The organism is Branchiibius hedensis (assembly GCF_900108585.1).
GTDB classification, from domain to species: domain Bacteria; phylum Actinomycetota; class Actinomycetes; order Actinomycetales; family Dermatophilaceae; genus Branchiibius; species Branchiibius hedensis.
This window is the reverse complement of sequence record NZ_UESZ01000001.1, coordinates 2,959,877-2,985,575: the sequence shown is the minus strand read 5'-3', so window position 1 is coordinate 2,985,575 and position 25,699 is coordinate 2,959,877. Positions and strand designations below refer to the sequence as shown.

Sequence of the window (25,699 nt, the reverse complement as noted above, 5' to 3'; positions counted from 1 at the left end):
TCCTTTCAGCAGCAACCGGCTTCGGCGTCTGGGCCGCACCCACCACGTGGTGTGGACGCGGTCAGGCCGAGATCGGTCACGCCAGTAGGCAGTTTGCTGGACGAGGTGATGGCAGCAAACCTGGTCAATTCCGCCCGGCTGGGATAGCGGCCCGTCACAACAGTGACGCCGTCGACCGTGGTCAGCGGCAGACCGGCTGATCCTGCGACGCGCAGGAAGTCTGCGACTGCCGGGTCCGCGGTGAACGCGGTCGGGTCATTGGCCAGGTTGTGCCGTTGGAGATCGGCACCCTGGTTTTGCAGGTGGTCCAGGTCGGCGGTGAATCGGACGAGGTCGTCGTCCAGTTCGGGCCCACAGACCCCCGTGTTGCAGCACAGAGCGGGTTCGTACACCCGCACGACCGGTACGGCGGGCCCAGTGAGTTCGGCGATAAGCGCGTCAATGCGGTCGGCGATGTCGTCACGGATCAAACGCATCCGCTCGATCCCGTCGATGCCTCGCGCCGATGGTTCATCGGTGCTCCAGACCTCGATCGACCCGGCCATGCCCTCAATCGGGTCGACAGTGGCTTCGCTGCCCAACACCACGACGCGATCCACACGGCGCAGCAAGCCTTCGTCGATCAGCTTTGGATGCTGATCGGCCATAGACCCGCCGCTTTCTTCAATGACCTGAGCGGACAACCCATTGACCGCGTCGCCTGGGTGGGTGCCGGCGGAGTGCACTTCGATGGACTCCCCAGCGCGGTGGCGCATCAGGGCGGCAGCCATTTGCGACTTGCCACCGTTCTTCACGCAGACGAACAGCACGGAATGGCGGTCAGCCATGAGAGGCCTCCGGGGCGATAGCAGGGGTGGGGGTGAACCGGGAGCGCAGAGCAAGGGCCACATAGACGAGAGCGACGAGCACCGGCACCTCGATGAGTGGTCCGACGACTCCAGCGAGAGCCTGGCCGGACGTGACACCAAAGGTTGCGATCGCGACGGCGATGGCTAGTTCGAAGTTGTTCCCGGCGGCGGTGAAGGCGAGAGTGGTGGTGCGTTCGTAGCTCATTCCCAGGCCCCGGCCCAGCAGGTAACCGCCGCCCCACATCAATACGAAGTACGCCAGCAGCGGCAGCGCGATCCGGGCCACGTCGAGCGGCTTGGAGGTGATGTTGTCGCCTTGCAGAGCGAACAGGATCACGATTGTGAACAGCAGCCCGTACAGCGCCCACGGGCCGATCTTCGGTAGGAATGATCGCTCGTACGCTGCGCGGCCCCATCGCTTTTCACCGATGCGGCGACTGAGGTATCCCGCCAGCAACGGCACACCGAGGAAAACCAGCACCGAACCAGCGATGTGCCACGCAGAGATGTCCAGGTTGGCTTGGTCGAGGCCGAGCCATCCAGGCAGCACCGACAGGTAGAACCATCCGAGTGCGGCGAACGCAATCACTTGGAAGACCGAGTTGATCGCAACCAGCACAGCCGCGGCTTCGCGATCGCCGCAGGCTAGGTCGTTCCAGATGATGACCATCGCGATGCACCGAGCCAGGCCCACGATGATCAACCCGGTGCGGTATTCGGGCAGGTCAGGAAGGAAGATCCACGCCAGAGTGAACATCAGCGCGGGGCCGACCACCCAGTTCAGCAGCAGACTCGACCCCAACAGGCGACGATCGCCGGCGACCGTGTCGAGCCGGTCGTAGCGAACCTTCGCCAGCACGGGGTACATCATCACCAGCAACCCCAGAGCGATCGGGAGGGAGACGCCTTCGACCTCGACTGCACTGATCGCCGACCCGATGCCCGACACGATGCGGCCGAGCAACAGGCCGGCGATCATCGCGGCGATGATCCACACCGGTAGGAACCGATCCAGCGTCGACAGTTTCGTGGTGACCGTGGCCCGCTCGGTGGACGAGTCGATCTGTTGCACCTGCGTCATGCCCGCACAGCCCGAACGATCGCGGCTTGGGCGAACTCGTGCACAGCGTGGGTGTAGCGGATCTCGACCTCAGTCCACCCGGTGCTCTCTAGAGCTTGGCGGTAGTCGGTTTCGGTCAATGCGCCCGCGATGCAGCCAGTGAAGGCGGTCATGTCAGCCCGGGTGACCTCGTCCATATTGTCGGCTGCGATTACGTCGGACACCGCGAAACGACCGCCCGACTTGGTGACTCGAGCGGCTTCGGCGAGTACAACGTTCTTGTCGGCGGCCAGGTTGATCACACAGTTGGAAATCACCACATCGACGGTGGCGTCCGGCAATGGGATGTCTTCGAGGTAGCCCTTGATGAACTCCACGTTCTGGACACCGGCCTCGGTCGCGTTGCGACGCGCAAGCTCAAGCATCTCGTCGGTCATGTCCAGGCCGATCACTCGACCAGTAACACCCACCCGGCGGGCGGAGATCAGCACATCACCACCGGCACCGGACCCGAGATCCAGCACAGGGTCACCCGCGTGCAAGTCGGCGACAGCTGTGGGTACCCCACAGCCCAGCGAAGCGTCGACCGCCGCGCCGCCTTCGCCCGCGAGGTCTGCGTCGTACAGGTCGGAGCCGAACACGACAGTGCCGTCACCGGTGACGTTGCCGTCGTACACGCTGGACCCGCAGCACCCACCGGCGGATACCGAGCGGGCCGACTCGGCGTACCGCTGCCGTACCTGTTCGCGAATGTCGGCCTGGTCGGCCATGTCACAACCTCCACTGAATCGATAACTGTCGATACAGTGGAGCCTGGCGCATTGCTTCGACATTTGTCAATATGGGGTCATGACGAACTCCGCGCCCGCTGTTGAACCAGGCTGCTGCGTCCCTAGCGACGTCGCGGGGATGTGTGCTGCCGACGCCGAGGACACTGCGGCGCTGCTCAAAGCAGTGGCCGATCCGGTGCGCCTACGCCTGTTCACCCGGATCGCAGCAGTGGACGACTCACTATGCGTGTGCGACATCCAAGACGTCGGCGTCTCACAGCCAACGGTTTCCCACCACCTGAAGAAGCTGCGCGAGGCTGGCCTGGTGGATTGCGAACGGCGTGGCACCTGGGTTCACTACTGGCCTACCGAATTGGGCGCTCGTCTCAGCCGGGCCGTCACCTCGTTGGCGGGCGAGCACATCGGTGCATGAGTCAGGTCTGGGCGCGGCCCGAGCCGGTTCTGTCCACTGAGTTACTGAGCACGGCTGCTGCGATCAACGGCAAAGCCGTCGCTTCGGCATTCGGAAACCGCCCACGCCAACCCCGGCGATGCATCGCCGGGGTTGGCGCTGAGGTGGAGGTGGGCTCGAAGTACCAGTGGACGCGCTGGTTCCCCGCTTCACACGTGTGAGTGATGAGCGAGCGAATGAAGGCGGGACAGTCGGCTGCGGTGATGTCATCACGTAGGACCTGCCGGCGGGCGCTGCGTAGGAAGTGCAGCCATTCCGGTCGGTTGGGCTCAACACCCAGCACGTCACGGTGGTACTCATGAAGCCAGTTAGCCACCTCGTTTTCGTCCAGGTCTTCTTCGCAGGATGCAAGGACGGCATCGATGGCCTGCCGACGCACGAGCGCGAGGTCAGACCGTTCTGCGCGCAGGCTGTGTTCCTGGATCGCCCGACCCTGTGGAAGAGCGCAGGCGGGGTTGCTTCAAGGCGGGGCCCACGTCAGCGGGCCGCCATCTTCTTCACCGGCAGCGTCCTCGATGCAACGCCGGATCTCTTGGAGCAACGCGGTGACTTCTGGTCGATCCACGAGCGATACATGACGGTCCGCGTGCTCGTTCGGCCCGACTCGTGCCAATTTAGTGTGTCGGCCAGGTTGTGCCAGTCGCAGCGAGAATCTCGGCCGCGAGTGGGTTGAGCGGATCGGCGGCGACGTGCTGGTGACCGGCGATTCGCACGGTGATCTGCTGCAACGGGCGCAGGGTTCGCACGATACTTTTGATGCTGATCCCGGTCTGCTGCTGGAGGTGTCGGCTGATCGCGAGGGCGGCGAACACGATGGTCAGGTGGGCTTCGATGGCGTCGCGGTCGTCATGGAAGATCGGCCGGGCTCTCAGGTCGGTTTTGGACATCCGGAACGAGGCTTCTACCTGCCACAGGTCGTGGTACTTCGCGATCACCTCGGCTGCGGGCATCGTGGCGTTGGGGATGTTGGTGACGTAGCCCTTCAACCCGACCAAGCGCCGAGCCCGATCCAAACCTGATTGATCCAATTCGGTTGCGCCGTCGATGGTTTTGACGAACCGGGGCTTTTTGGGTGCCCGTTCCCCATCGACCACGGCCTGCGCGCGTTGCTGCTGGATCGTCAACGTCTTGGCGTCCCGGACAGCGCGTTTACGGGAGTACGCCCACGCCGCCCGCCACGACAACGGATTGTCCTGCCGGTCCCACACCGGTTCGGCGGCTTTGTTGGGGTCGTTCTCCGCCTTCGCTGCGGCGCTGACCCGCCGTGGGGTGATGGTGTCGATGACCTGCCCATCAGCGAACGCATCCCCGCGCCAGTGGAAGTGCTTAGCCAGGTCACCGGGGGCTTTGACGACCCGGGAGCCGACGATGAACCGCAGGTTCGCCTCATCGAGCTTGCCCAGGTTCTCCGCCGATAACATGCCGGCGTCGGCGACCACCACCATGTCGGCCAGGCCGTGCCGCTCTTGGAACTGGGTCACGATCGGCACGATCGTGGCGGTCTCGGCCTGGTTGCCCTCATAGCAGCCGATCTCCAACGGGAACCCTTGGCGGTCCACCAGCAACCCGACCACGATTTGTGGATCGACCCGGCGTTCTTTTGAGTATCCGACCTTGCGTAGGTCGTCTTCCTGCTCAGCTTCGAAATACAACGTGGTCACGTCGTACAGGCACAAGCTGAGATCTCCTGCGGTAGTGGCGTGTTCGAAGCACGCAGTCGCCAGGGTGTCGCGGTACTCGGCGCTGGCGCAGCGTTTCAGGGAGCGGAACATCGTGCGCAGCGACGCGTGTTCGACGCCGATCTCGTCCAGGACACGCACCGTGTCCGCTTTGGAGGTCGTTCGATGATCCGGGCCAACACGAACTCCCGAAACGCGGCATCGCCGAGCGCGTCGAACCCCAAGGCGGTGTAGGCCTGCGACAGGACCTCCCACAGGACGGCGCTGGTCTTGCCGGTAATCACGCCCTGACCAGCCGGGACAGCTCCAGCGCTCAGGTCCAGTTCGCCCTGCCCGGGGTGAAGACGCTGCCGAGCAACCTGCACCAGCACCGCTAGCTCTTGGGCGGTGTGCGCAGAGCCGAGGTGTTCCAGCACCTTGTCGCGTCCATCGACGCGCTGCGCGATCTGCACGGCGGTCGCGCCCGAGGCGGTCTTGACCTTCCGCACGAACACCACGACCCCAGAATATCGGCCCGATTAGTGTGTCAAAACCTGCAACCGCAACGCCCTGACCAGCACCGATGACTCGCCGACCGCGAAATCCCGCTCAAGTGGCACGAGTCGGGGGGCCCACGTCAGCGGGCCGCCATCTTCTTCACCGGCAGCGTCCTCGATGCAACGCCGGATCTCTTGGAGCAACGCGGTGACTTCTGGTCGATCCACGAGCGATACATGACGGTCCGCGTGCTCGTTCGGCACCGAGGGGATGCCAAGGGGTGCAGGTGCCAAGCGAACGTCGCCGCCGGTGTATGTCGCCCAGAACAGCCGCGCCCATTCGCGCGAATCGATCCCTGGAACTGGGCTTCCTGCTTGCGCCACGATGCGGCTGGTGCAGGATTGAACCCATTCACCGTCGAAGGTTCGTAGCCGACGCTTGTGATAGTCGATGGGCGGAGGATCGGCAGCGAGCCGCACCGCCACTTCCTCTAGTTCTTGATGCAGCGTGTCCCACAGGTCCCGCTTTTGTAGCCATCGCAAACGTGCCGGGGGTCTGGTTCGAAATGAGGCCGGTAGTTGGTTCTCGATCGCGAGATACTGCCAGGAGCGGTTAGACCCAAGTCGTCCCAACAACAGGGCGTCTGTGGCTCGATCAAGGTCGTCCTTGCGCAGATGCTCGGAGATTGTGCCAGGCCAAAGCATCTGCGGTATCCACGCCAGCGACAACTCCCGCTCTCTCGGGGTCAGGCCCTGGTTCGGGCGTCGCGTCGCATCTGTGGGGTAACCCGGTCGTCGACTGGCCGTCCGGTACGTCAACTGCTTGCTTGGGGACAACGTGGCGACGTTTGCGCTCAACACGATGTGGGTCAAGATCGGGTTGTGTGTTGTGTGGGCTGCCGCACGGCTCGCGTACAACGGAGCCTGGCGACTATGCCGCCCGAGAGCCCGAAGCAAGTGTTCGTTCGCTGCGAACGGGTCGGTTTCGCTCAGGATCGCCACGCCGTCGTACATCCTGCTCACCTGCCACTGCGGATCGGCACCCAGCGAGTAGGGGCTGCCGCCGTCACGCGGGTCAGACGCACTCAACACTTCGAACAGGAGTGCCAGGACGTCGGGGAATGGGAACTCCTGGTCAAAGAGCGGCCATCGAATGTCAGTCTGGGCGTCGGCATCAATCAGTCGATTGATCAACTGCTGGGTGTTCACGGCGGACTTCGAGGCGACCCCTTCATCGGTGACGCTGTTACGGAGGTCGAAACCACACCGTGGGATCCTTCGCCGTGGTCCCTTCTGAACACCCTTCAGCAGGCGTGCACACTCCCAGCCTGGCGCAGAACTGTCGAGCCACGCACGCGACGACCACGGTCTCCCAGTGCATCCAGGGCATTCGGTGCGCAGATACGCCTCGTGCTCCAGACAAACCATCGACAAGGGTTGCTGCCAAAGGTGCTTCCACCCACCGCCTCGATCGGCGAGGCATTGTGGACAGAACCGTGACCCGGGCTTGTTCCGCGCGTGCAACGGTCGGTACTCCGTGAAGTATTGGTCGAGGGCCGCCTTCGAAGCCAGGCTCAGCGCACTTGGTTCAAAGAGTCGCTGCTGCGGTAGACCCAGCGCGTCGCAGAGTGCCTCGTGGTGACCGGCCAGTCCCGACTGGAAGTTCTGAAGTGTCCATGCGCTCACGGTGATGCCCATGGATGCGAACAGGGAACGCACCCCCATCTGGTACCGGTGAGCGAATCTGACCGCCCAACTGGCAGCAGGCTCATCGTCGAGGGGCAGCACCGCGATTGGTAGACGTTGTGGATCGAACCCGGCAACGACGGGGCGAAGCTCACCGCTTGAGGATGCGCCCCCGTGTTGCGGTGAACGCTGCGCGTTAGCCGGCGCGGGCACTGGTCTCTGCTGCGTTGTCACCGGTGGCAGCGGCGAGCACCTCGGCAGTGATTTGTTCGACCCCGCTGCGGATCGCGACATAGCTGGCACGATCCAGCAGGTTGGTCAGTGACCCGATGTGGCCCTGGGTGCGGCGATGGAGTTCTTTCGCGTGACTGACCAACATGCCGGGTGCGGCGTTGAGAAGGATCAGATGACTTTCCAAGGTGGACAAAAGCTGGACCCACGCTCGAAATCCCGCGTCGGAGCTGATCGAGAACGGGGCAATCGGCACTCTGGTCGACCGCCGAGACGTCTGAGCGTAGGACGCGTCCTCTCCGATCAGTCCTTCGTCGAAGAAGCGTTTCTCTGTCAGTCGCACACCCACGTAGATGAACGTGACCGGCATCTCGTTCGCGAGGCCTTTGAGGTGGTTGCTGACGTCGCGACCGTTGCGGTGCTTGAAATCGATGAAGTGAATGTCATCGATGATGATCAGCTGAGTTTCGCAGGATCGCACGCAGTCCACCGCCAGAGCGCCCAGCCGTGACGTGCTCGCACGCGTCGCGCCCGGATGGCCGTAGAACGACAGGATCTTCTGGTTCAACCCTTTCAGGGTGATGCCCGCATCCAACGGCACGAACGCCACAGGAAGCCGCTGGTGATCCGCCTGCGTGGAAGGGCCATGGCGTCGAAGAGTGCGCCGGTGAAATTCACGCGCGTAACGCGTCGCGATCGTGGTCTTCCCCAGCGCTGGTGCGGCATCGATCACCACCGAGCCGCGCAGACGGTCGCCATCACGGCGATTGGACGCCATGACCTGCTCGATGACCTCGAACGCATTGCTCAATTGGGCTGTCTTCACCGCGGGTGGGTTCGCGTTCCACACCATCCGCGCTTCGTCATAGTCCTCACGTTCATCCTCCGAAAGCCCTTGAAGCTCGCTCATGGTCAGTCGGTCGAGCGAGGGGCGCGCTGCCGACTGCGCGAACGCGTCCCAACCATGCTTCGTCGCCATGTTGAACCGCTTCGGCTCGTTGTCATGCAGCCACTTCGCCCAGGTGTTCATTCGTCGAACACCTGAAACGCCTCACCATCGGGATGGTTGGCGTAGTACTGGTCGAACACATCAAGGTCGTCGACGACGTTTCGCGACCCACGATTCCGAAGGTGAGCGGCTAGATCAATCACATCCGGGATATCGCTCTCGGATGAATCGAGCTGCCCTCGATGATCACTGGTTGACGCAGCAAGCCGCTGGGCGACGTTCTTCTCGCGACGACTCGTCACCGCCTTCTTGCTGTACCGATGCAACAAATCGCCCAGAGCCGCCGGCGCGTCTACATGGCGGTCCGTGTGGCGAGACAACTCGCGGGTGTAGTCGGCAGCCTCAGCACTTAGTGGGCTCTCCAGTCCCGATGCGTGTTCCCACGCGAGAGAGTGCCATGTGAGCGTTGCAGGGTCTTGGAAATAGACGGCCCTGACGTCATCGCGATCCACCATGATCGGCCATTTTCCCGCGTGGACACCGCCATGGGCAGACTTCGTCATTCGATACAAGTTGAGGCCTGAACCGTCATAACGTCGCCCATCGACCTCAACGCCGTAATGCTGAATCGTACGCCAGGCGACGTCCAGGAACTCCATCCGCAGGTCGTCCGAGGACGGTAGCCGTAGCAATCCCGCTGCTGATATTCCTCGCGCAAACATCTCCGTGGGCGAAAGCTCGACGTTGGGCAGGATGGGGTCACACAGGCCCTGATGCGGAGAGTGATGGTAAATCCCAACCCACTCGCGGATGATGGCTTCCAGGTCGCTGACGAAGTAGAACGTCTCGCGCTCAACGTTCTTGCCGCGTGAGTAGATGTCCGGCCCCTTGTACGCCGGTAGGTGTTCAAGGAGTTGCTGCCGAAGGGTACGGAAGAACCGCTCTATTGTCGGCTTATCGGTGGGTTTGTGTGGGATCGCTGGCTGAATGTTGATGCCCAGCCGCTGACAGACCGAGCGTGTGTGGTGAGACAGATAAACCTTGCCGTGGTCGACCACGATCGTGTCCGGAAGCGCGCCCGTGTCCTGGGTGAGGATCGACTCAGGTACGCCCGCGTACGGTCCGCAGCCTTCGCCGATTTCGCTGACTGGACCCCAGGTCTGAGGGGTGACAACTTGGTACAGCACCGCAGCTACGTCGTGGGACTTCGTGGAGATTGGCCGCAGTGCAAGACCCAAGATGCACCGCGAGTAGAGATCCATCGCCACGGTCAGCTCTGTGTTAACCCACCGATTAGTGACGGGCTCCATCGCGAAGACGTCCAACCGTGTGGTGTCGAGGACGACATACTGTCCCGGCCGGTCAGCGCGTAGACGGCCCATAGCGCCCTGAGGACGTTCGGCGACTGAACGCCTCTGCTTCGCAGCCCCGAACGTGTATCGCCCCTTATCGAGTTCTCGGAGGCGCTTGTATGCAACAGCGCGAGAGGGGACAACACCGTCAGGATGGAGGTTGAGGAAAAGCGCGTTTGCCTTAGCGATCACAGTTCCGCGCGTGGGGTTCGATTTGTCTCGAAAACTCGCCAGTGATTCTCTGCATGCCAAATCCCACTCGGGGCTCACCGCAGAGGTTCGTTTCTTGAGTAGGCGACTGTCGAGCAAACCGACCACGCCACAGTCGAGATAGCGCTGTCCTCGACGATATGCAGTCCGAACCGCAATCCCGAGCTCGTCGGCCGCAGCCTCATAGCGGTCGTTAACACTCTTTTCCGAAGATGACGCGATCAATCGTTCGTAGACCTCGGCCTCACGCTCGATCGCGGAGCGTTGCTTGGTCGTCAGTGATCCGAGCCGGATGGCGTCGAGTTCGGCTCGCTCTGATGGCTGCGAAGATGTGCTGAGCGGGCTCGCGAGGCCAACGAGTGCGGGTGCATGCACCCGCACCAGCCTCTCGGCCGAGCGCAACACGACGTTCATGCCGTCTAGTTCGACGACAGTCCACGCGGCTCCCGCGTACCACATCTGTTGGCCCACAGATGTGTCCAAGACTTCAGCCGTCATGCAGCAGCACCTTCCTGAACACGCAGCAAGGAGCCCGAGCTGAGCGGGCGGCTGAGTTCAATCGTCACGTGACCGGACCAGATGAGTGCGGCGAGGGCAACTTGCAGCGAGGAGTCCCGTCCATCAGCTGAGGTGGCTGCACCCCAGGTCAGACCGTCTCGGACTACCTGTCGCGCTCGAACAAGTGCTTCGGCGGGCAGTCGGTCGGGGCGTCGTCCAACCGCAAGGAACTTGATGTTCCTCAGAACATGGGGGTCGGCCCCACTGAACACCTCGTATCCCCAGCCGCGCTCATCACACCACCGACGAGTCCAGTCGAACTGCGCTTTCACTTTGGGAAGATCCAGGAACGCGGAGGGCTTCACGTCGACAACCGTGACCCTGTGATCCGGTGACATCAGCATGAGGTCTGGAACGTGGGACCTCACGACGTCACCGTCGCTTCCTATGGCCTGGAACGGCTGAGTGGTGAGGCTGCCCACCGCAGGATCGAAATCGGCGAGCCAGAGTCGGTCCAGTTCCAACAGGCTTTCGTAGACGTGCACCCGCCCCGTCGTCGCGGACCAAAAGAACCCCGGATAGCTGGTGCGCCCGGGGTACGAGGGCGGCGTCCGGATTGGTAAGCCACCGACGATGGCGTCAGGTCGTGCGAGGTCAAGGGGCGTCTCGACCTCGTCCCCGGCTGCGGTGCAGTACCTCAGCGTGATCCCATGCGCCGCCATGGCCACGATCCTGCATCACTGACACGTTGGGAAGACTACTGACACGCCGCTGACAAGAAGTCGAGACTACTGACAAGTTATGCGAGAACCGACAGCAGCAGCATCCTCAAAGTTAGTGGCGACACGGGAACAAACCGGCCGGGATCAAAGTTGAGTCTAGTGAACGCAACTTTAGCGAGTAGGGGTTTGACAACTCCTGCAAAGCGGAGTTGAGTCGGAACCAGTCAACCTCGCATCGTGAGGGGCCCGGGAACCGGCTCCTCGGCGTACTGGATATCAACGAAACAAAGGAGCACCACTCATGGCTCGTGCGGTAGGCATCGACCTCGGCACCACCAACTCAGCTGTCGCTGTCCTGGAGGGCAACGACCCCGAAATCATCGCCAACGCCGAGGGCGGCCGCACCACGCCGTCCGTTGTCGCGTTCGCGAAGAACGGCGACGTTCTGGTCGGCGAAATCGCCAAGCGCCAGGCCGTCACCAACGTCGACCGGACGATCCGCTCGGTCAAGCGCCACATGGGCACCGACTGGACCACGGAGATCGACGGCAAGAAGTACACGCCGCAGGAGATCTCGGCCCGCATCCTGATGAAGCTGAAGCGGGACGCCGAGTCCTACCTGGGCGAAGACGTCACGGACGCGGTCATCACGGTGCCGGCGTACTTCGACGACGCCGAGCGCCAGGCCACCAAGGAGGCCGGTGAGATCGCGGGTCTGAACGTCCTGCGCATCATCAACGAGCCGACCGCTGCGGCCCTGGCCTACGGTCTGGACAAGGGCAAGGAAGACGAACTCATCCTGGTCTTCGACCTCGGTGGTGGCACGTTCGATGTGTCCCTGCTGGAAGTCGGCAAGGACCCCGAGGACGGCTTCGCGACCATCCAGGTGCGCGCGACCAGCGGTGACAACAAGCTCGGTGGTGACGACTGGGACGACCGGATCGTCCAGCACCTGCTGACCACGGTCAAGAACACGACCGGTGTCGACCTGTCCAAGGACAAGATCGCCATGCAGCGGCTGCGCGACGCAGCGGAGCAGGCCAAGAAGGAACTGTCCTCCAGCACCAGCACCAACATCTCGCTGCAGTACCTCAGCATGGGTGAGAACGGCCCGATCCACCTGGACGAGACGATCACCCGCGCTCAGTTCGAGCAGCTGACCAAGGACCTGCTGGACCGCACCAAGGCGCCGTTCAACCAGGTCATCAAGGACGCTGGCATCAAGGTCGAGGACATCGATCACATTGTGCTCGTGGGTGGTTCGACCCGGATGCCCGCCGTGGCCGACGTCGTCAAGGAACTCACCGGAGGCAAGGAGCCCAACAAGGGTGTCAACCCCGACGAGGTCGTCGCGGTCGGCGCCAGCCTGCAGGCCGGTGTGCTGAAGGGTGAGCGCAAGGACGTCCTGCTGATCGACGTGACCCCGCTGAGCCTGGGCATCGAGACCAAGGGTGGGCTGTTCACCAAGCTGATCGAGCGCAACACCGCGATCCCGACGAAGCGCTCGGAGGTCTTCAGCACCGCTGAGGACAACCAGCCGTCCGTGGAGATCCAGGTCTTCCAGGGTGAGCGCGAGATCGCCAAGGCCAACAAGCCGCTGGGCAACTTCGAGCTGACCGGTATCGCCCCGGCCCCCCGTGGCATTCCGCAGATCGAGGTCACCTTCGACATCGACGCCAACGGCATCGTGCACGTGTCCGCCAAGGACCGCGGCACCGGCAAGGAGCAGTCGATGACGATCTCCGGCGGGTCCGCCCTGCCGAAGGAAGACATCGACCGCATGGTCCGCGAAGCCGAGGAGCACGCCGCTGAGGACAAGCAGCGTCGTGAGGAGACCGAGGCCCGCAACACCGCGGAGAACCTGGTCTACTCGACCGAGAAGTTCCTCGCCGACAACGGCGACAAGGTTCCGGCCGAGACCAAGGACGAGGTCACCAAGACCGTCGAGGACCTCAAGGCTGCGCTGAAGGACGAGAACACCTCCGCGGCTGACATCTCGGCCAAGACGACCGCCGTCAACGAGGCGTCCCAGAAGATGGGTGCAGCGATGTACGCCGCGTCCCAGGCTGAGGCCGAAAGTGCCTCTGCTGCGGGCGAGTCCACGGACTCCGCGGAAGGTACGCCGAGTGGTGACGACGACGTGGTCGACGCCGAAGTGGTCGAAGACGACGAGGACACCAAGTGACGGACTCCGTCAACCCGGAAGCCTCGGACCCTCGCGACAGCGAGGAGTCCGAGGCCACCGGGCCGGTGGTCCGTGACAAGCGGCGCCTCGACCCGGAGACTGGCGAAGTGCGGCAGCCCGAGCAATCGGCTGCCGACGTGAAAGCGGCGGAGGCCGCCGCATCGACTGACGGACTTCACCCCGACACGCTCCTCGCGCAGGAGCGCCTAGAGGATCTGCAGCGGTTGCAGGCGGAGTACGTCAACTACAAGCGGCGGGTCGACCGGGACCGCGACACGCACCGCGAAGCCGGTGCGATCGGGGTGCTGGACTCCATGCTCCCGGTGCTGGACGAGATTCATCTGGCTCGCCAACACGGTGACCTGGAGGGTTCGCCCTTCGAGAAGATCGCCGACAAGCTCGACACGGTGTTGGCCAAGCACGGCTTGGTGCAGTACGGCGCCGTGGGCGACCCGTTCGATCCCACCGTGCACGAGGCCCTGATGCACATCCAGGCCGAAGTGCCCGAGGGTTCCGAGGGCACCACCGTCGTGCAGGTGATCCAACCGGGTTACAAGCTGGGTGACCGCGTCCTGCGACCTGCGCGGGTTGCAGTCGCAGATCCGGCGTAGTTCATTGACACACAAAAACATTCATCAGAAGGGAGGCGTCGGACATGGCTAGTCAGGACTGGTTCGAGAAGGACTTCTACGCCACGCTCGGCGTCCCCAGCGATGCCAGCGAAGCCGACATCAAGAAGGCGTACCGCAAGCTCGCCCGCAAATACCACCCGGACCAGAACTCCGGTGACGAAGCGGCCGAGCGCAAGTTCAAGGAGATCGGCGAGGCCAACCAGGTGCTCTCCGATCCCGAGCAGCGTCAGCAGTACGACGCGGTGCGGCAGATGGCCCGTGGCGGCCCCCGCTTCACAGCAGGTGGCCCCGGTGGCGCGGCCGGCGCTGGCGGTGCCGGGTTCGAGGACGTCTTCTCCTCGATGTTCGGCGGCGGTGGCGGCGCGGGCGGTCAGAACGTGCGCTTCTCCACCGGTGGCGGTGGTGCCCAGGGCATCAACCTGGAGGACCTGTTCGGTGCCTTCAGCGGTGGACAGGCCGGCGGCTCAGGCGGATTCGGTGGTTACCAGCCCCGGCCGCAGCGGGGCGCGGACCTGGAGGCCCGCACCACGATCACTTTCCGGCAGGCAGCCGAGGGCGAAACGCTCTCCCTGCAGACCGGCGACGGCGAGACCATCAAGACCCGGATCCCCGCTGGGGTGAAGGACGGTCAGACCATCCGGTTGCGCGGCAAGGGTCAACCCGGCCCGGGCGGTGCTGGCGATCTGCTGTTGCAGGTCAGCGTCACGCCGCACCCGGTCTTCGGTCGCGACGGCAACAACCTGACCCTCGACCTTCCGGTCACGTTCGCTGAAGCCTCTTTGGGAGCAACGGTTTCCGTTCCGACCCTGGACGGCAAGCCGGTCAAGGTGAAGGTCGCTGCGGGCACCCCGTCCGGTCGGGTCCTGCGAGTCAAAGGCCGCGGGATCAAGGCCAAGTCGGGTACTGGGGATCTGCTCGCCAAGGTGCAGGTCGTCGTACCGCAACGTCTGACTGATGAAGCCAAAGCCGCAGTCGAGGCCCTGGCCAAGCAGGAAGAGGGGGTCAACCCCCGGGCGGAGCTGGAAGCGCAGGCCGCGCGATGAGCTTCACCCCCCCGCACGACACCCCGGTCTACGTCATCTCGGTGGCCGCCGAACTGGCCGGTATGCACGCACAGACGTTGCGGCAGTACGACCGGCTCGGTCTGGTCACCCCCTCGCGCACGCAGGGCGGTGGTCGGCGCTACTCACCGCGCGACATCGCCCTGCTGCGGGAGATCCAGCGGCTCTCCCAGGAGGAGGGCATCAGCCTGGCCGGGATCCAGCGGATCATGCAGTTGGAGCACCAGGTCGAAGCCTTGCAGGACAAGGTCGGTGAGCTCACCGAGCGACTGGCCGCGCTGCAGGCGGGCACCCGGATCTTCGCGGCCGGACCGGACGGTCAGATCGTCGAACTGCGTCCGGGCGAGCGTCCGCTTCGGGCGGCGCGCAGTACGGCGTTGGTCAGCTGGCAACCGCAACGCTGAGGTGCGCCACGAGGGGCTGGGTTCCATCCGGAACCCAGCCCCTCGGCGTACCTGCGTGCTCAGCTGGAAACCGTCTCGGCCAGCTTCGCCAACGAGTCGTCCAACTCCTCCTGGGAGATCAACGGGAAGAGGTTCTTGGCGAGCAGTTCCTTGTCGGTCACCTTGCTCCAGTCGTAGGTCAACGTGACCTCGGTCTGATCCGGACCCTGGGCATCCAACTCGTAGACCCATTCCCAGCCGGGCGGTTCCTGGCCGGCGGGGGCGGTCTGCCACGCGATCAACTTGTCCTTGGCGAATCCGTTGATGTGGTTGTCGGTTTGGTACTCCCCGCCCATGTGGTCGCCTTCCATGTTCATCGTGAAGACGTCACCGACCTCCTTGACGCGGTCGCCGTGCGCGAGACTGCGCACGAAGCCGGAGGTGTCCAGTTCGACGTGCCGGTGTGGGTTGCTCAGCACGTCGAAGATCTCGGCGGCCGAAGCGTCGATGGAGCGGCTGGCGCTCAACTTCTTCTCATCACTCATGGCTCCAACCTCGCGTGCTCCTGGGTGTGGAGCAACCTCTGATCGGGGGCCCGCCCACGTGGCAGAATCGGCGCTCATGACGATCGAACTGACCCGCCGCGCGACCCTGGCGGGCGGCTTGGCGGGCGGCTTGGCGCTGCTCGGGTGGGCGGCGACCGAGCCGGCGGGAGCGGCGGTCGCGCCGAAGGTGACGTACTACCCGGTCACCTCCTCGCGGGTCGCCGTCCTGGTCAGCGGGGTCACCGGGTCGGTCCGCGTGCAGACTCTGGCCGGTCAGGTGCTGGGGCGGGGGACTGCCCTTTCCGGTGCGGCGATCGTGTCAGCCACCGTGCCCGCCAATACCACGACGCGGCTGGCCGTCGTGACCTCGACTGGGATAGTGCAGCTTTCGGCCTCCACGACGACCGCTGCGTTGAACGCCTCGCTGTGGCGGGTGGCCAACAAGCGCATCGCGCTGCCGTCGAGTTTCGCGCCCGCCCTGGTCACGGCGACCGGCTCATTCCGGTTGCGCCGGGACTGCGCGGCGGCCTACGGATATCTGCGGCAAGCGGCAGCCCGGGCCGGTCACCCCACCGGTTTCACCAGTGCCTACCGGTCCTACGCAGGGCAGTTGTCGCTCTATAACTCCTACGTCCGATCGCTCGGCCCGGCGGGCGCGGACCGACAATGCGCGCGTGCGGGCCATTCCGAGCACCAACTCGGACTGTCGATCGACCTCAAGGGATCTGTGGGCACGTCGGCTCTGGCGCAATGGATTTCAGCGAACGCGTGGCGGTACGGCTTCATCGTGCGGTACCCGAGGACGGCGACGGCGGTCACCGGCTTCGAGTGGGAGCCGTGGCACGTGCGCTACGTCGGCCTTCCGCTCGCCGCAGATTTCACCCGCCGCAAGGCAGCAGCCCTCGAGACCTACTTCGGTCTGCCGGCGGCTCCGACCTACTGAAGCTGACCGGACCGCTGCTGGGAAAGTCCTGACAAGTTCCTGCCAGTTCCGTGTTCCAACCTGTGAGTTCTCTATCGCCGCCGCCTCCTCGTAGATAGTGTTCGACGGTCGAGGAAGGGGGTCCGGCCGATGCGGACAAGGTTGGAGAATCACTGGGTCGCAATGCTCGTCCTCGCGGCGATGGCGATCGTTGGGAGCTTGGTCACGCCGACGGCATCGGCTTCCAGCCCACCGAAAGCGACTGCCGCACCGGCGCTTTCGACCGCATTTGTGCCCATCACGCCCACGCGCATCGTGGACAGCCGCTCCGGGGTCGGCGTCCGTCGTGGCGTGGTCCCGGCGGGTGGCGCGGTGACCTTCCAGGTGACGGGTCGCGGCGGTATCGAAGCCGGTGCGACGAACGTGGTTCTCAACCTCACGGTCGTCTCGCCGGCCGCGTCCGGGTGGGGCACGGCGTACCGCGCAGGGGTCGCCCGGCCAGGCACATCGAACCTGAACTTCATGGCGGGGCGGACAACGGCGCGGCAGGTGATGGTGGCCCCGTCGGCCTCCGGCCAGGTCACCGTCTTCCTCTCCGCCGCAGCCCAATTGATTGTCGACACCCAGGCATACACGCCCGTGGACGGGACGGGGTACCGGTCCGCGACACCGACCCGACTGCTGGACACCAGGTCCGGGGCGCCGTACGCGGCGAACTCGACCCGCTCGGTCCGGGTGCTCGGCCGCGGCGGGGTCCCCACGAGCGGGGTGCGTGCCGTGGTCCTGTCGGTGATCGGCACGCGATCCACCGGCAACGGCTGGCTGACCGCCTATCCGCACGGTGTCGCCCGCCCTGGGGTCTCCAACCTCAACACGGCGACCGGTCTGACCGCATCGACCCAGGCCCTCGTCGCGCCCGGCAGCAACGGCGCGATCGACCTCTACTCCGCAGGCCGCACTGATGTCGTTGTCGACCTGGTGGGCTACGTGGCGGCGGGCAGCAACTTCGTGCCGGTGACCCCGGCGCGGGTGATGGATCAGCGCACAGGCACCGGATCGACGTACGGGAGCAACTTCACGGTGCGGGCTCCGGCGGGCGCTGTCGCGGCGTTCGTCAACCTCACCGCTGTCGGCACCGCCAGCGGTGCCTTCACTTTGCAACCGGGCGGCACGCCGGTCAGCGGCGGCACCAGCACGCCGTCGGTGTCCCACGTCAACTTCAGCGCGGGACGCGTCTCCTCCAACCCGGTCCTGATCGGGCTGGGCGTGGGCTCCGACGCCGCTCTCGACGGATACAGCACCTCAGGGGCCAAGGCGATCGTGGACGTCTTCGGTTACCTGGTCTCACCGGTCTCAGCCGCACTCACCGCAGGCGCATCCACCACGATCCCGGCGAGTTACCCGTACGGCATGTCGTGCCCGACGGACGGATCTTGCGCTCTGCTCGATTATTTCGGTCGGGTGCACTTCTCCCAGCCGGACGGAAGCTGGCGGGCCACCACAGTGCCGAGCCAGTCGTTGCGGGCCATCGCCTGCTCATCGGCCGACCACTGCGTAGTCACCGACGAAACGCATGAGTACGTATGGGACGGGTCGACGTGGACGACGGCACCGGGCAGTGCCGCCGTGGTCGCTCCGGTCCTCGCGTGTGCCAGCGACCAGCAGTGCGTCCTGGTAGGCAACAAGCAAGGCTTCACCAGCAGTGACGGCCTGACCTGGACCGCCGTGCCGGCACTGGCCAATCTGGATCAGCCGACCATCTCCTGCTCTTCGTCGACGGCCTGCCTGGTCGCCGATAGAGCAGGTATCCAGGTGCAGTGGGACGGTTCCTCTTGGGTCAGGTCCGCCGCCAAAGCGCCTGCCAACGTGGATTCGCTCAGCTGCGCGGGATCGACCTGCGTGGCGGTGACAACGGTCGGTGGCCTGTGGTCGCGCGCCGCCGACGGGATGTGGAAGCAATCGGGCAGCTACACATCGGATGCGCCGGTCGGTGTGCACTGCCTGAGCAACGGCCGCTGCCTGGCAGTCGGCGGCTCGCTGGACAAGGTGTACGACGGGTCGTCGTGGTCGGACATCAATACCTCCGGCGAACGCGCGACAACGCTGGACTGCACCGCCCAGGAATGCACGGTCGGCTGGGCGTCGGGACGGTTCTCCCGATGGGATGGCACTGCCTTGGCCGCCGCGTTCCAACCCGTGCAGTGGTGGCTGGGTGCGCGGACCCTCGCGTGCGCGTCGCAGACCACCTGTTTCACGGCGAGCGGCAGTTGGATCCAGAAGTGGGACGGTTCGCAGTGGTCGGGCGCTATGCAAAATGTGGGCAAGATCGGCTGCCTGTCAGCAACGCTGTGCTTCAGCGCTGATGGCCAGCAATGGACGCCGGCCACCGGCTGGACCTCCTCGGGGCAACCGGCCGGCTCCTGGGGGCAGATGTGGTGCGAACCTGGCGGGATGTGTGCCATGCGCACGAGCACGGCCGTCTACGCGACCGCCGGCCACGGCTGGATCCGTCTCGGTGACCTGCCCGATGTACAAAATCTGGTCGGGGTGTCGTGCCCGACGACCTCCTGGTGCATGCTCCAGGGCGACTACGGAGCGTCCGTGGTGTGGCGCGGGTCGGGATTCCAGCCCGCCGGAGGCGCGATCGACGGCAATCACGCGGTGGTGTCGATGGTCACCTGCACCTCCAGCACGTGGTGCGTCGCCACCGCGACAGGTGGGTCAGCGGTGGTGTGGAACGGTCGCGAGTGGCACCAGAGCAAACTGCCCTCGGTGGGAATCTCGCCGCTGAATTTGCCCTACGTGCACTGCGATTCGGCCACGTCCTGCATCGTGGGGGATCCGAACGGCGCGGTCAGCGTGTGGAACGGCCGGTTCTGGTCGCAGCCGATCGCAGCGGACGTCACCGGCTTCGACTGCGTCGGTGCGTGGTGCATGGGAATGAGTGGAGTTCGCTCCACCACTCTTACCCCGTTCACGTACGCCGCGGGCTAACCGTTCCTCGCCTCGTGGCGAACCCGCAGTGCATCGCCGGAGTGCCTGCGGGCGAGCCGCTTCATCCCGTCTGCCGGGCGGATCAGTTCGGGCCACTTCGCTGTCAAAGTGTCGCCCTCGCGGACGCCGCTGACCCGTCGCCTGATCAACGGCACGACTTCACTGCGGACCCAGCGCGATTCGTCGCGCACGGTCTTCAGCGTCAGTCGCCGCTCGAACGGGGAAAACTCAGGCAGCTTCAGCGTGTGCGGAATCCCGAGCTCGGCCAGCACCGCACCGGCCATCACCTTGTGCCCGGGTCGGGACATGTGAATCCGGTCGAAACTCCACAGCCGGCGATCGCCGAACTCGGCCATCTGGTCGTGGTCGATCAGGATGGCGTTCATGTCACGCGCGATATCGCGAACCGTACTGTTGTAGAAAGCAATCCGGCGCCGCACGGGCTCGAGGATCGGGCCCCGGGTGGCGTCGTACGCGGTGAAGAGAATCAACTGGCCCCCCGACGTCTGCAACCGGCGCACGGTGTCCTCGTACAGGTCCATCACCGCAGCCATGTTCACCCGCGCGGTCAGGATGTCATTCCCGCCGGCATAGAACGTGATCAGCGTCGGCCGCAGCGACAACGCGCGGTCGACCTGCTCATCGACGACTTCTCTGAGGTACTTGCTGCGGATGGCGAGGTTCGCGTAGCGCCAGCGATCGTCGTACCTGCCCAATTGGCGCGCCATTCGGTCGGCCCAGCCCCGGACACCGTTGGGGTAGAGCGGGTTTGGGTCACCCACCCCCTCGGTGAACGAGTCACCGACCGCCACGAACCTTCTGCGCATCGTGGGCAGGGTAGATGCCCGGGGCAAACGCGAGGTGTCGCGCGGATGACCGGCGTGCAGCCTGGCAGGCTTGGTCCATGGCCGAATACCTCCTGGTTTTCCCCGAACGTGACGACGCCGACGCCGTAGCCGAAGAACTGCGCGATGACGACTTCGCCGAGGTGCGGGTGATCCGGGAGGCGCTCGCGGGGAGGACGACAGCGAGGACCACGACTGGGCGGTCTACGTGCGCGTCGAGACCATCGAAGACCCGACGAGTGCAGTGGCCCAGGCGCTGATCGAGCGGTTCGAGGCCACCGCTGCGGAGAAGGGTGGCTGGCTGGACCAGCACGTGCGGTGAGTCTGGCCGAAGCACTGCTGCTCCTGACCGCCGGATTCTTCGCCGGCCTGGTCGGGTTCGTCACCGGTCTGGCTTCGCTGGTGTCCTACCCGGCACTGCTAGCCGTCGGCCTGCCGCCGGTCGCCGCGAACGTCACCAATACCGTCGCCCTGGTCGGAGTGGGTGCGGGTGCCCTGGCCAACTCGGGCCGGGACGTCTTCAGCTACCACCGTCGGCGGCTGGTGGTGTGGGCGTCGTGCTCGATCGTCGGGGGCCTGGTCGGTGGGGTGATCCTGCTGCTGGCACCGGCGGACTCGTTCGCGGCGATCGTGCCGTTCCTGGTCGCACTGGCCGCCCTAGCGCTGCTGCTCCAACCGCGGATCCGGGCGCTAGCGCGAGGTGGCGACGCGCCGCGGGCCTTCGCCGTGACGCTGCTCGCAGTGTCGGTCTACGGCGGCTACTTCGGCGCAGGGGCCGGGGTGATGTTCCTGGCCGCGATGCTGCTGTTCACCTCCGAATCGATCGTGCTGGCCAGCATCATGAAGAGCTTCCTGCTCGGCCTGTCCAACCTGGTCGCCGCCATCTACTTCGCAGTCAGCGGGCCCGTGCACTGGCTGCCCGCCCTGGCGATGGGAGCGGGGGCGGTGGTCGGTGGCTACGCCGGGCCACCCGTCGTACGCCGAGTGCCGGCTGATCTGTTGCGCTGGACGATCGCGGCGGCCGGCTTCGGCCTGGCGATCTGGCTGTGGGTCTCCCGGTGACCTATGCCGTGATCCGGATGGCCACACGCGGCGCCTTCGGCGTGCGGCGGACGAACGAGACGGCCGACTCCACGGCCATGAACAGGCGGTACTCGACGCCGTACTTCGCCTTCAGCAGCGCAGCGACGTGGTCGACGGTGGCCGGGTCGGTGTCGATGACGGCCGTGGCCGGGACTGGCACGGCATCGTCAGCGACCTTGCCCTGTCGGCCGCACTCGACGACTTCGACCCGCGAGGTGTGCCGCAATCGCTTGAGCTTCGCCGTCCCCTGGGGAGTGAACGCCACCAACGAATCACCGTCGCGGGCGACCCAGACCGGTGTCCCGACACCTTCGCCGTTCTTGCGAAACGTCGTCAACCGGATGAAGTGCACATCGCCGAGGGCGAGCAGATCGCTCATGCTGTCCAGTGAATCATCTGGGTCGGACAGGCCGTAGAAATCCGAAGTTGAGCGGAATAGGCTCAACTCTGAGCAGGTTGAACTTCATAGGACGTACGTCGACCGGTGCCTTTCATGGGAAGTCACGGGCCGCCGTACCAGCACTCAACAGACGTACTTGAAGGAGAACCATCACCGTGGATCTGCAATTGACCACCAAGGCTCAGGAGGCCCTCAGCGGCGCGGTCCAACACGCGACCGCCGCCGGGAACCCCCAGGTCGAGCCCGTCCACCTGCTGCTCGCCCTGGCCGAGCAGACCGACACCACGACCGGCCCGCTGCTCGAAGCGACGGGCACTTCCGCCTCGGCGGTCATTTCGGAAGCGCAGCGACTGATCGGCCAGTTGCCCCGCAGCACAGGCGCTTCCGTCGCCCAACCGTCGATGACCCGCGAGCTGCTCAACGTGCTCGAGCGCGCCCGCCAAGAGATGACGGCGATGGGCGACACGTTCACCTCGACCGACCACCTGCTGCTGGCGCTGGCCCGCACCGGTGGCTACGGCCTGAACGCCGACGCGCTCGCGGCCGCCATTCCGCAGACTCGCGGTGGCGCCAAGGTCACCACGCAGGACCCCGAAGGCGCGTTCGACGCCCTGGAGAAGTACGGCACCGACCTGACCGCCGTGGCCCAGGAGGGCAAGCTGGACCCGGTCATCGGCCGCGACCAGGAGATCCGTCGCGTCGTGCAGGTGCTGTCCCGGCGGACCAAGAACAACCCGGTCCTGATCGGCGAACCCGGCGTCGGCAAGACCGCTGTCGTGGAGGGCCTGGCCCAACGGATCGTGACCGGCGATGTCCCAGAATCGTTGCGCGGCAAGCGATTGATCAGCCTCGACCTCGGCGCGATGGTCGCCGGTGCGAAGTACCGCGGTGAGTTCGAGGAGCGCCTCAAGGCGGTCCTGGAGGAGATCAAGAACTCCGGCGGACAGGTCATCACCTTCATCGATGAGTTGCACACCGTCGTGGGCGCTGGCGCGACCGGTGACAGCGCGATGGATGCGGGCAACATGCTCAAGCCGATGCTGGCCCGCGGTGAGCTGCGCCTGGTCGGTGCGACCACGCTGGACGAGTACCGCGAGCACATCGAGAAGGACCCGGCGCTGGAGCGTCGCTTCCAGCAGATCTACGTGGGCGAGCCGTCCGTCGAGGACACCATCGCGATCCTGCGCGGCCTGAAGGAGCGCTACGAGGCGCACCACAAGGTCGCGATCGCCGACTCGGCCCTGGTCGCCGCGGCATCGCTGTCCGACCGCTACATCACGTCACGACAGTTGCCGGACAAGGCGATTGACCTGATCGACGAGGCCGCGTCGCGACTGCGGATGGAGATCGACTCCTCCCCGGTCGAGATCGATGAGCTGCGTCGTTCTGTCGACCGGTTGATGATGGAGCAGTTGCACCTGGAGAACGAGACCGACGACGCGTCGAAGGCGCGCCTGGCCAAGCTGAAGGCCGACCTGGCGGACAAGGAGGAGCAGCTCGCTGCCCTCAACGCCCGCTGGGAAGCCGAGAAGGCCGGCCTGAACAAGGTCGGTGAGCTCAAGGCCCAGATCGACGAATTGCGCACGCAGATGGACAAACTCGAGCGCGATGGCGACTTGGGTGGTGCTTCGAAGATCCGCTTCGGCGACCTGCCGGACCTGGAGCACCAGCTTGAGGAGGCGCAGGCGGCGGAGGCCAGCGGCTCCACCGCCGGTGCTTCCGGGGCAGGACCCATGGTCAAGGACGAGGTGGGCGCCGACGACATCGCCGACGTCATCTCCTCCTGGACCGGGATCCCGGCCGGGCGTCTGCTCGAAGGCGAGACCGAGAAGCTGCTGCGGATGGAAGACGTCCTGGGTGAGCGGCTGATCGGCCAGAAGACTGCCGTCCAAGCCGTGTCGGACGCCGTACGTCGTTCGCGGGCAGGGGTTTCCGACCCCGACCGGCCGACGGGTTCGTTCCTCTTCCTTGGGCCTACGGGTGTCGGCAAGACCGAGTTGGCCAAGTCGCTGGCGGACTTCCTCTTCGACGACGAGCGGGCGATGGTCCGCATCGACATGTCGGAGTACTCCGAGCGGCACGCCGTCGCGCGGCTGATCGGTTCGCCACCCGGTTATGTCGGATACGAAGAGGGTGGTCAGTTGACCGAGGCGGTCCGTCGCCGGCCCTACTCGGTGGTCCTTCTCGATGAGGTCGAGAAGGCGCACCCGGAGACGTTCGACATCCTGTTGCAGGTCCTCGACGACGGTCGCCTGACCGACGGGCAGGGCCGCACGGTCGACTTCCGCAACGTCATCCTGGTGATGACCTCCAACCTCGGCTCGCAGTTCCTGATCGACTCCACCTTGACGCCGGAGGCGCAGAAGGAAGGCGTCATGGCTACTGTCCGTGGGACATTCAAGCCGGAGTTCCTCAACCGGCTCGACGAGATCGTCATCTTCGACCCGCTCAACAAGGAAGAGCTGGAGCAGATCGTCGACCTGCAGGTGGCGTCGTTCAGCAAGCGGCTGGCCGATCGTCGGATCACTCTGTCGGTGACCGACGCGGCGAAGCAGTGGCTGGCCGACGAGGGTTACGACCCGGCCTACGGTGCCCGGCCGTTGAAGCGGTTGGTGCAGAAGGAAGTCGGCGACCAGTTGGCCAAGGAGTTGCTGTCCGGCGAGGTCAGCGACGGGGACACGGTCATCGTGGACCATCCCGAAGGCAGCGACGGCTTGGTGCTGACTCCGCAGGAGGTACTGGCCTGATCGGACTTTTGTAGCTGTAGCGACACAGGATCTCGAGATTCATGTCGCTACGGCTTCAAAAGTGTCAGCCCAGTGAGTGCGGTCACCACGTCGTCGGTGGCCTCATAGGTCAGCATGTGACCCTTGCCGTCCAACTCCACCAGCGACGCCGACGGCAGCTTCTTCACGATCCGCTGCGCCAGCACCGGCGGGGTCAGCTTGTCCTTGCTCCCGACCAGCACCGTCGTCGGAATGGCCGCGAAGTCCGGCAGCACGGCGTACTCGTCATGCTCGGTGATCGCCTTGATGAACCCGGCCATCACACAGGTCCGTGTCCGGCGGATGTCGGCCAGCGTCGCGTCGATCGCGGACTGCGAAGCGCCGCGGCCGAACAGCATCGGCACCACCCGGTCGGCGCGCGTCGCCGGGCCCATCCGGAACGGCACGTGCGCCAGTGCCGTCCACACCTGCTTCTCCGCCGGCAGCCCGAGTCCGCGCAGACCGCCCGCGGCCGTCGCCACGAACGCCACGCGACGTACCCGCCCGAGGGAACCACCCCCTCCGGCGTACGCCATGAGGGTCATCCCACCCATCGAATGGCCGCCGAGGACCAGGTCGCCGCTGGGCGCCGCCGTCGAGATCACGAACTCCAGGTCCGAGCCCAACTGGCGCAACGTCTCCTGGCCGGTGCCGCGCAGGAAACCGTGCCCCAGCTCGGAGTCGCCGTGCCCGCGTTGGTCGTAGGCCACGATCCCGTACGCCGAGGGCAAAGCCTCGATGACCGGTAACCACGCACGGTGGGTCAGGCACCAGCCATGGGCCAGTACGACGGTCGGCGCGTCACCGGTCGCCGCTCGCGTGAACGCGGCGAGGGTCGCGCCGTCGGCGGCGGTGATGGACATCGGCTGCAGGTCGACGGACAACAGGGCTCCCATCCAGATCAGTGACGTAGCTCACCCTACCCGTGGGT

21 protein-coding genes and 2 pseudogenes are annotated in these 25,699 nt (G+C 65.2%); 9 read left to right on the top strand and 14 right to left on the bottom strand.

Going from position 1 to position 25,699, the window contains the following annotated elements; genetic code table 11:
* Positions 1 to 5: 5 nt before the first annotated feature.
* From arsD to arsM, 3 genes are read right to left on the bottom strand one after another with little or no spacing between them, the layout of a single operon-like run.
* The gene (gene arsD, locus DR843_RS20870) at positions 6 to 827 is read right to left on the bottom strand and encodes an arsenite efflux transporter metallochaperone ArsD (RefSeq protein ID WP_109686915.1); all 822 of its coding nucleotides are present in this window, start codon (positions 825 to 827) and stop codon (positions 6 to 8) included.
* Positions 820 to 1,929, bottom strand: coding sequence for an ACR3 family arsenite efflux transporter (gene arsB / locus DR843_RS14440; protein ID WP_172461500.1), 1,110 nt, complete (start codon positions 1,927 to 1,929; stop codon positions 820 to 822). The genes arsD and arsB overlap by 8 nt, the downstream gene beginning before the upstream one ends.
* Positions 1,926 to 2,678, bottom strand: coding sequence for an arsenite methyltransferase (gene arsM / locus DR843_RS14435; protein ID WP_109686914.1), 753 nt, complete (start codon positions 2,676 to 2,678; stop codon positions 1,926 to 1,928). The genes arsB and arsM overlap by 4 nt, the downstream gene beginning before the upstream one ends.
* A gap of 79 nt (positions 2,679 to 2,757) precedes the next feature.
* Between arsM and DR843_RS14430 the strand changes: the two genes are divergently transcribed.
* Positions 2,758 to 3,111, top strand: a complete 354-nt coding sequence (locus tag DR843_RS14430) for an ArsR/SmtB family transcription factor (protein WP_109686912.1) — start codon at positions 2,758 to 2,760, stop codon at positions 3,109 to 3,111.
* 1 nt (position 3,112) lies between these two features.
* Here DR843_RS14430 and DR843_RS14425 read toward each other — a convergent pair whose 3' ends face one another.
* The 7 genes and pseudogenes from DR843_RS14425 to DR843_RS14400 form a co-directional block, all read right to left on the bottom strand.
* Positions 3,113 to 3,529, bottom strand: coding sequence for a hypothetical protein (locus DR843_RS14425; protein ID WP_109686910.1), 417 nt, complete (start codon positions 3,527 to 3,529; stop codon positions 3,113 to 3,115).
* A gap of 235 nt (positions 3,530 to 3,764) precedes the next feature.
* A pseudogene (locus tag DR843_RS14420) lies at positions 3,765 to 5,326 on the bottom strand (IS1634 family transposase).
* 21 nt (positions 5,327 to 5,347) lie between these two features.
* Positions 5,348 to 6,514: a hypothetical protein gene (locus tag DR843_RS14415; protein WP_245934136.1), complete on the bottom strand. Its 1,167-nt coding sequence runs from the start codon at positions 6,512 to 6,514 to the stop codon at positions 5,348 to 5,350.
* Positions 6,515 to 6,763: 249 nt separating this feature from the next.
* Positions 6,764 to 7,285: pseudogene (locus tag DR843_RS20940) on the bottom strand (TniQ family protein); the annotation flags it as partial.
* Positions 7,188 to 8,252: a TniB family NTP-binding protein gene (locus DR843_RS14410; RefSeq protein WP_109686908.1), complete on the bottom strand. Its 1,065-nt coding sequence runs from the start codon at positions 8,250 to 8,252 to the stop codon at positions 7,188 to 7,190. The gene DR843_RS14410 and the pseudogene DR843_RS20940, both read right to left, overlap by 98 nt.
* Entirely contained in the window at positions 8,249 to 10,231 is a 1,983-nt protein-coding gene (locus tag DR843_RS14405) for a DDE-type integrase/transposase/recombinase (RefSeq protein ID WP_109686906.1), read from the bottom strand. Before DR843_RS14405 ends, DR843_RS14410 begins: the two co-directional genes overlap by 4 nt.
* Positions 10,228 to 10,953 carry a TnsA-like heteromeric transposase endonuclease subunit gene (locus tag DR843_RS14400; protein ID WP_109686904.1) on the bottom strand — a complete coding sequence of 242 codons (726 nt, stop codon included), beginning with the start codon at positions 10,951 to 10,953 and terminating at the stop codon, positions 10,228 to 10,230. The genes DR843_RS14405 and DR843_RS14400 overlap by 4 nt, the downstream gene beginning before the upstream one ends.
* A gap of 301 nt (positions 10,954 to 11,254) precedes the next feature.
* Between DR843_RS14400 and dnaK the strand changes: the two genes are divergently transcribed.
* From dnaK to DR843_RS14380, 4 genes are read left to right on the top strand one after another with little or no spacing between them, the layout of a single operon-like run.
* Positions 11,255 to 13,138, top strand: a complete 1,884-nt coding sequence (dnaK, locus tag DR843_RS14395) for a molecular chaperone DnaK (RefSeq protein ID WP_109686903.1) — start codon at positions 11,255 to 11,257, stop codon at positions 13,136 to 13,138.
* Positions 13,135 to 13,749, top strand: a complete 615-nt coding sequence (locus tag DR843_RS14390) for a nucleotide exchange factor GrpE (protein WP_109686901.1) — start codon at positions 13,135 to 13,137, stop codon at positions 13,747 to 13,749. Before dnaK ends, DR843_RS14390 begins: the two co-directional genes overlap by 4 nt.
* Positions 13,750 to 13,793: 44 nt before the next feature.
* Complete coding sequence (locus DR843_RS14385) at positions 13,794 to 14,813, top strand: DnaJ C-terminal domain-containing protein (protein WP_109686899.1); 1,020 nt, start codon at positions 13,794 to 13,796, stop codon at positions 14,811 to 14,813.
* Positions 14,810 to 15,235, top strand: a complete 426-nt coding sequence (locus DR843_RS14380) for a heat shock protein transcriptional repressor HspR (RefSeq protein ID WP_109686897.1) — start codon at positions 14,810 to 14,812, stop codon at positions 15,233 to 15,235. Before DR843_RS14385 ends, DR843_RS14380 begins: the two co-directional genes overlap by 4 nt.
* A gap of 59 nt (positions 15,236 to 15,294) precedes the next feature.
* Here DR843_RS14380 and DR843_RS14375 read toward each other — a convergent pair whose 3' ends face one another.
* Positions 15,295 to 15,759 carry an SRPBCC family protein gene (locus DR843_RS14375; protein ID WP_109686895.1) on the bottom strand — a complete coding sequence of 155 codons (465 nt, stop codon included), beginning with the start codon at positions 15,757 to 15,759 and terminating at the stop codon, positions 15,295 to 15,297.
* A 76-nt stretch (positions 15,760 to 15,835) separates the two neighbouring features.
* Here DR843_RS14375 and DR843_RS14370 point away from each other — a divergent pair, with 76 nt between their 5' ends.
* Both DR843_RS14370 and DR843_RS14365 read left to right on the top strand, forming a co-directional pair.
* Positions 15,836 to 16,702: a M15 family metallopeptidase gene (locus tag DR843_RS14370; protein ID WP_109686893.1), complete on the top strand. Its 867-nt coding sequence runs from the start codon at positions 15,836 to 15,838 to the stop codon at positions 16,700 to 16,702.
* 270 nt (positions 16,703 to 16,972) lie between these two features.
* Positions 16,973 to 19,675 carry a hypothetical protein gene (locus DR843_RS14365; protein WP_109686891.1) on the top strand — a complete coding sequence of 901 codons (2,703 nt, stop codon included), beginning with the start codon at positions 16,973 to 16,975 and terminating at the stop codon, positions 19,673 to 19,675.
* Here DR843_RS14365 and DR843_RS14360 read toward each other — a convergent pair.
* Positions 19,672 to 20,502 carry an SGNH/GDSL hydrolase family protein gene (locus DR843_RS14360; protein ID WP_109686890.1) on the bottom strand — a complete coding sequence of 277 codons (831 nt, stop codon included), beginning with the start codon at positions 20,500 to 20,502 and terminating at the stop codon, positions 19,672 to 19,674. The genes DR843_RS14365 and DR843_RS14360 overlap by 4 nt on opposite strands.
* Before the next feature lie 336 nt (positions 20,503 to 20,838).
* On the opposite strand from DR843_RS14360, the gene DR843_RS14350 reads away from it, so the two are divergent.
* Entirely contained in the window at positions 20,839 to 21,582 is a 744-nt protein-coding gene (locus tag DR843_RS14350; RefSeq protein WP_109686889.1) for a sulfite exporter TauE/SafE family protein, read from the top strand.
* 1 nt (position 21,583) lies between these two features.
* Here DR843_RS14350 and DR843_RS14345 read toward each other — a convergent pair whose 3' ends face one another.
* A complete protein-coding gene (locus DR843_RS14345; RefSeq protein WP_109686888.1) occupies positions 21,584 to 21,982 on the bottom strand; it encodes a PPOX class F420-dependent oxidoreductase in 399 nt (132 codons plus the stop codon).
* Positions 21,983 to 22,158: 176 nt separating this feature from the next.
* Here DR843_RS14345 and clpB point away from each other — a divergent pair, with 176 nt between their 5' ends.
* The gene (gene clpB / locus DR843_RS14340) at positions 22,159 to 24,750 is read left to right on the top strand and encodes an ATP-dependent chaperone ClpB (RefSeq protein ID WP_109686886.1); all 2,592 of its coding nucleotides are present in this window, start codon (positions 22,159 to 22,161) and stop codon (positions 24,748 to 24,750) included.
* Between the two features lie 47 nt (positions 24,751 to 24,797).
* Here the strand turns inward: clpB and DR843_RS14335 are convergent, their stop codons facing one another.
* Positions 24,798 to 25,664 (bottom strand): alpha/beta fold hydrolase, encoded by an 867-nt coding sequence (locus DR843_RS14335; protein WP_109686883.1) that lies wholly within the window; start codon positions 25,662 to 25,664, stop codon positions 24,798 to 24,800.
* Between the last annotated feature and the right edge of the window lie 35 nt (positions 25,665 to 25,699).